This window comes from Candidatus Nitrosarchaeum limnium BG20 (assembly GCF_000241145.1).
In the GTDB taxonomy this organism is placed as follows: Archaea; Thermoproteota; Nitrososphaeria; order Nitrososphaerales; family Nitrosopumilaceae; genus Nitrosarchaeum; species Nitrosarchaeum limnae.
Map to the genome: position 1 here is coordinate 1 of NZ_AHJG01000167.1, position 5,706 is coordinate 5,706.

Genomic DNA, 5,706 nt, shown 5'->3' on the forward strand with positions numbered 1-5,706 from the left:
TGTGATTTGACAAATTAATTCAATTTAATCCTGGTGTTTTTTCTTAAGATGCCTTTAGGCATGAGTTATTATTTGAAATAAATTGAAAAGTACTCATTAGCTAATACTTTACTACACGAAAGCATAAAATCAATAAAATTGCAGTTTATTCTAGTGGCATTAGCTTTGGAATATATTGAAAAAAAATACATTCAAAAAAATTCTATTGAAAAAAGAGATTATCAGGTAAATCTTGCAAATCAAGCAATACAAGAAAACTGTATTGTTGTGTTGCCAACAGGTTTGGGAAAAACTGCTATTGCGTTACAAGTCATTGCTGAATATTTGTCAAGAGGGTCTGGTGGTGTTTTGTTTTTAGCTCCAACACGTGTTTTAGTGAATCAGCATTATGACTTTCTAAAGAAAAATCTTACTCTAGATGATATTTCTTTAATAACGGGAGAAGATTCAATTCAAAAACGAACAAAACTCTGGAATGGCAGTGTCATATGTGCAACTCCTGAAATTACAAAAAATGATCTTGATAGAGATATTGTTTCACCCAACCAATTTAGTTTAGTGATATATGATGAGGTTCATAGAACTGTAGGTGACTATGCTTATTCTGGAATTGCAGAAAGATTTGCATCTTCAAATTCTAGAATTTTGGGTATGACTGCAACACTCCCAAGTGAAAAAGATAAGGCAACAGAACTACTTACAAAACTAAGAATTTCAAGTGTAGCTGAAAGATCTGAAGATAGTCTAGATGTAAAACCATACACACAAGAAACAAACACTGAATGGATTAGTGTGGAACTCCCACCTGAAATGAAGGCAATTCAAACATTATTGAAACTATCATTAGATGAAAGATATGACATATTGAGAAAAAATGGAATAAAATTGGCAGAGCAACAATCTTTATCTGCATTGTTGCGAATTAGACAGTTTGTACTAACGCAAAACAGAAGATCTGCAAAACCATTATTCACTGCAATTAGAATTCATTATGCTCTAAATATTTTGGAGGCACATGGAATCACTTCTTTTTTAAAATTTTGTGATCGTGCTAAAATAAAAAAAGGTGCAGGTGTAAAAGAACTTTTTGAAGTTGACCCAAATTTCACAAGGGCAATTCATCTTGCAAAAGATGCACAATCAAAAGGAATTGAACACTCTAAAATTCTAAAATTAAAAGAAATCATAGAATCTGTCCCAGGAAAAGCACTGATATTTACTAGCTACAGAGATTCTGTAGATGTTATTTTTAACAAATTAACTGAAATGGGAATATCTGCAGCGATATTGATTGGAAAATCTGGAGATACAGGTTTGAAACAAAAAAAGCAAATTGAAACTGTGCAAAATTTTCGTGATGGTCTCTTTAGAGTCTTAGTTGCTACACGTGTGGGTGAAGAGGGTTTGGATATCTCTGAGGTAAATCAAGTGATATTCTATGATAATGTTCCAAGTTCAATTCGTTTTGTTCAGAGAAGGGGTAGAACTGGACGAAAAGATACTGGTAAATTAGTTGTACTTATTGCAAAGAATACTATTGATGAGACTTATTATTGGATTGGTAAAAGAAAGATGACTGCTGCAAAATCCATGGGTGAAAAGATGACAAAGGTATTACAAAAAAACCAAGACATTGAGTTACAAAAAACTGGCCTTGACGCATTTCTTTAAATTTGAAATAATTTAGCAATATTTTCAAGCGTTTTTTGTTTTCTTTGTATTATCCTGTTTTTTATCCCTGATTCCGAATGTTGAATGCTTGTATTGTTAGCCTCCAAAATATTTTGTAATCTAATTTCATATTGATTTGAAAAAAAAATTCTTTACCTCTTCAAAATTACCTTGAAATTCAATACTGTCTAACGCTCCTTTTGCTAGTTCTATAATTGAATCATCTAATTTGTCCAACACTTCATTAATTTTTTTGTCTGTCAGTACTGACATGAATTACATGATCTTTATTCTGAATTAATATCTAGCCGTATCGCTTGATAATATGGTATCCGAATTCTGATTTAACTGGTTCTGACATTTCACCTATTTGTAATTTGAATGCAGCCTCTTCAAATGGTTTTACCATCATTCCTTTCGTAAAATACCCTAGACTGCCGTCTTTTTTTGCACTACCTGTATCGATTGATAGTTCTTTTGCAAGTTTTCCAAACTTTTCACCTTTTTTAATCCGTTCACAAATTGCTATTGCTTCACTTTGTTTTTCTACTAAAATATGTGAACATTTAATTTTGTTTGACAACTATTCTTAAAAATTTTCTTAGTTCTTTTTATTTCTTTAGACCCCAACTTGTTTTAGTGTTGGGGATGATTTTAAAAAATGGCGCTTCGTTTTCTTTCCATGGTTCATTTCTTACCCACGCAAATTTTTTTTCAAATATTTTGTAAATATCTAAGAATTCTTTACCTTTTTCTAAAATGATTGCTTTCCCTTGAATAATCACTGCTTTATGTTTTCCCAATTCGTAGATGTCTATGGAAATAGCTACATGTGGATTAATTTTCACATTTTTAAATGTCCTAGTATGATAATCAGTTGCAATAAAAATAGCTCCTTCATGATAAATAAATGAGACTGGTTTTACATGTGGAATATCGTCATGTGATGTTGCAATTCTTGCTTCTTCTATTGAATGAAGAAATTTCTCTTCAAATTCTGTAAACATTTTCAACTGAATATCTGTTCTCTAATTTCTGGAATGTATTTGTATATTATGTCTCTGACTTTCATTTGATCCTCAGCTGTTGGCATTTCTTCTTGTGCACTCAATATTGCACCACTCATTCCTAACGCCATACCCATTATCATCCCGTAGACAAATTCTTGTGGATTTCCAACTTTAAGGGATTCTTGATTTTGTTTTATATCTTCTAGATAAGCTGGAATTGTTGAAACAGCTCCATTAATTGTCTGCGTGATTAATTCTTCGATCTGTTCATCGTTCATAATTTGAAACTAGAATTAATGTTAATAAATTTACACCTAAGATATTTAATCTGGCATACGATGATTAGTGTATGTTTTCGTATTTTACCACAAATGAAGCAAATCAATCTTTACCTGACGTAATAAAAAAATTTGAGTTTGCTTTGGCAAAAAAGAATGAAGTATCAAAAATTGAGCAAGAACTTCAGATGAGTCTCTCTACTACAAATTCCTTTGAGACGTATGTTGTACTTAAACAGAAACTAAATTCTGCAATTACTAGATTTTATGAGGCAGTAGAATTACTTGAAAATACTGGGGTTGTGGTTAAAAGTATCGAGCAGGGATTGCTTGATTTTCCATCTAAACGATTTGATGATGAAGTTTGGCTGTGTTGGAAATATGGTGAAACTGAAATTAAGTTTTGGCATGAAAAGGATTCAGGTTTTATGGGACGAAAACCAATAGAAGTAAGTGACGAATCTCTGGTTTAGATGTAATTTTTAATATGTTCCAAATTTTTGTTATTTTTATCTAACACATTAATCCAACTTTTAATTAAGATTTAATTTTATTTTTTTTCTATATAATTTTTTACGTCTAGTGTTGTTAGTGGTTGAGCAGTATCCCATAACAAACTACATAATCTATGTATGTTGCTGACCATTTCTGATGAGTTTGTACACAAAGAAAAATCTGATTCTGAATTTGATGATGATTGTTTAGAACCTGATAAATCGGACATTATCATTTGTCTGTCTTTTTGTACTATCATTCTTCCTTTAGATGGTAGTTTGCAAATCTTTGTTTCTGATGCATTGAATCTTTTTACAAATGAAATCAATTTTGGATCATCTACTTCAACCAGTAATCTGACTTTACCTCCTTTTTTTTCAGAAATTGTTATTTTTTCAGGAATTATACTGTGATACATTCTAGATATGTCTTCAAGTGTAGTTGAAATGTATACAATGTCCGTAGAATTCTCGATTAATTGAGCAATATCGGCATAGATGTTGCCTCTACCTTGAACTACTCTAAATGTTGGTGTGTTTCTACCATGCTTTGTAGAAATTTCACTGTTGATTTTCTCAATTATTGCTTCTCCATCTTTTTTAATTTTATTTACCTCGTCCTCTTTTTTTCTTAACGCAATTTTTAGTGCCTCTTGTGGTTCTACTGCCATACACAATTTTGGACTGGACAGTGTTATTGAAATAATATTTCTACTTACTAGCTTGTCTACTGTTCTATACATCCTTGCTCTATCAATATCCAATTCTTTTGCAAGCGCACTGGCCGTGACTGGGCCAACTCTTAACAGATTCAGGTATACTTTAGCTTCTATTTCATCAAGATTGAGTATCTCTTCTAATTCTAATGCTATTCCTCGCATCTGATCTTGATATGACATCAACGTGTTTTTTCCTCCAAACTTCTCCGACACAAAAAATTTCTTTTATTACATTTATCACTTACGCATAATTTACTAGTCTGTATTATCATCTCATGTTCATACGTAGAGTTTTATCTGAATAATCTTACAATTAATACAAAAATTGTTAATACTAATCATGACACATTAAATGCAATTACTGCCATTATGATCATTACAACTACGTGTTTTGTTCCTGCAACGTATGACCCAGATCCAATTTTTCCAGCTGCTACCCCTCCAAACACAGCTTCTATAATTGCCATGTTAAACAATGCTGATTCTAGTTTAGATACATCTAGATCTGCAAGTGAACCAAATCCATCTTTCCCATTTCCAGCTGCCAATAACCCATCCTGTACTTTTTCAATCTCTGAAAAGAAGCTTGTTGTAAGTAATACTGATACCGCTAAAAACACCGCAAATGAAATGTAAATTGTGTATGTGTATGGTTGTAAAGCTGATTTTCTGCTTTTTTCGATATTTTGCATTTCTGAAACATGCTTTTGAATCATTTCTAGATTTTCACTTACATCTCCTCCTATTTTCATGGCCATTTCTAATAACACTGTAACACGTCGTGAAACTCGAGTACCTGTCCTTTTTGCAAAATTTTCAAATGCGTCTTCAATTGGTGTGCCCCAACTGATGTTTGCTTTTAGATTCTTCAATTCAGGAGTCAATGCTCCGAGATTCCTTTCTGCAGCTTGTTCTATTGCTTTAATGAGATTTGAGCCACTTTGGACTGAGCTGAGTAATGCCAATAAAAATACTGGCATGTTTCTGTCTATGCTGTCTCTTCTTTGTACTTCTCTTAACTGATGAATTGTTAATGGAATTATTCCTACCATGATTCCAAAAATTATTCCAACATCTCTAATCATCGATGATTCTAAAAGTTTTGAAAATTCTAAACTAATCAAAATTACACTGACTGATGCAATAATTGAAAACATGATTGTTTTTGTTATCTCTTTTTTCAATATTGATTTTTTTTGGCATTATTTCGCTTGTTGAAATTTCTTTTGTTTGTCTGCTAATTTTTTGCATTTTATTACCTCTTTGGAACCATCGTATCCATCATTACTAACATCAGTACACCACTTAGTGGAATTACTGCAAATGTGAGAATATTCATTAATGTCAACAAATCAAATCCTCCCAAGCTTGGACTCATTATTCCCATAATGGATAGCATGATTACTGCAAGCAATGGAAACACAATCAAAAGAATTGTATAAATTTCTGCAACAGATCCTAATGACTCTGTAGTTTTTTGTAACAGCATCTTTTTTTCTTCAAGCTGAACTTTGGCTGTGGCGTTAAAGTATTC

Annotated in this window: 8 protein-coding genes and 1 pseudogene; 2 read left to right on the forward strand and 7 right to left on the reverse strand. The window is 32.0% G+C overall.

Features of this window, described 5'->3' with window-relative positions; all coding sequences use genetic code 11:
- Positions 1–153: 153 nt before the first annotated feature.
- Positions 154–1,671, forward strand: coding sequence for a DEAD/DEAH box helicase (locus BG20_RS05010; protein WP_010191752.1), 1,518 nt, complete (start codon positions 154–156; stop codon positions 1,669–1,671).
- A 126-nt stretch (positions 1,672–1,797) separates the two neighbouring features.
- Here the strand turns inward: BG20_RS05010 and BG20_RS13205 are convergent, their stop codons facing one another.
- Genes BG20_RS13205 through BG20_RS05025 form a run of 4 tightly spaced genes read right to left on the reverse strand, consistent with a single transcriptional unit; the run spans position 1,798 to position 2,959 of the window.
- Positions 1,798–1,944: a hypothetical protein gene (locus BG20_RS13205; RefSeq protein WP_238527519.1), complete on the reverse strand. Its 147-nt coding sequence runs from the start codon at positions 1,942–1,944 to the stop codon at positions 1,798–1,800.
- A gap of 31 nt (positions 1,945–1,975) precedes the next feature.
- Positions 1,976–2,254, reverse strand: coding sequence for a peptidylprolyl isomerase (locus BG20_RS05015; protein WP_007401767.1), 279 nt, complete (start codon positions 2,252–2,254; stop codon positions 1,976–1,978).
- 28 nt (positions 2,255–2,282) lie between these two features.
- A complete protein-coding gene (locus tag BG20_RS05020; RefSeq protein WP_048097079.1) occupies positions 2,283–2,678 on the reverse strand; it encodes a pyridoxamine 5'-phosphate oxidase family protein in 396 nt (131 codons plus the stop codon).
- A gap of 2 nt (positions 2,679–2,680) precedes the next feature.
- Positions 2,681–2,959, reverse strand: coding sequence for a hypothetical protein (locus BG20_RS05025; RefSeq protein WP_007401765.1), 279 nt, complete (start codon positions 2,957–2,959; stop codon positions 2,681–2,683).
- A gap of 71 nt (positions 2,960–3,030) precedes the next feature.
- On the opposite strand from BG20_RS05025, the gene BG20_RS05030 reads away from it, so the two are divergent.
- Positions 3,031–3,432 carry a DUF2203 domain-containing protein gene (locus BG20_RS05030; protein WP_007401764.1) on the forward strand — a complete coding sequence of 134 codons (402 nt, stop codon included), beginning with the start codon at positions 3,031–3,033 and terminating at the stop codon, positions 3,430–3,432.
- A gap of 77 nt (positions 3,433–3,509) precedes the next feature.
- On the opposite strand, the gene BG20_RS05035 is transcribed toward BG20_RS05030, so the two are convergent.
- The 3 genes and pseudogenes from BG20_RS05035 to BG20_RS05045 form a co-directional block, all read right to left on the reverse strand.
- Positions 3,510–4,352, reverse strand: coding sequence for a TrmB family transcriptional regulator (locus tag BG20_RS05035; protein WP_010191757.1), 843 nt, complete (start codon positions 4,350–4,352; stop codon positions 3,510–3,512).
- Between the two features lie 158 nt (positions 4,353–4,510).
- A complete protein-coding gene (locus tag BG20_RS05040) occupies positions 4,511–5,356 on the reverse strand; it encodes a type II secretion system F family protein (RefSeq protein WP_010191758.1) in 846 nt (281 codons plus the stop codon).
- 71 nt (positions 5,357–5,427) lie between these two features.
- Positions 5,428–5,706, reverse strand: a pseudogene (locus BG20_RS05045) (type II secretion system F family protein); the annotation flags it as partial.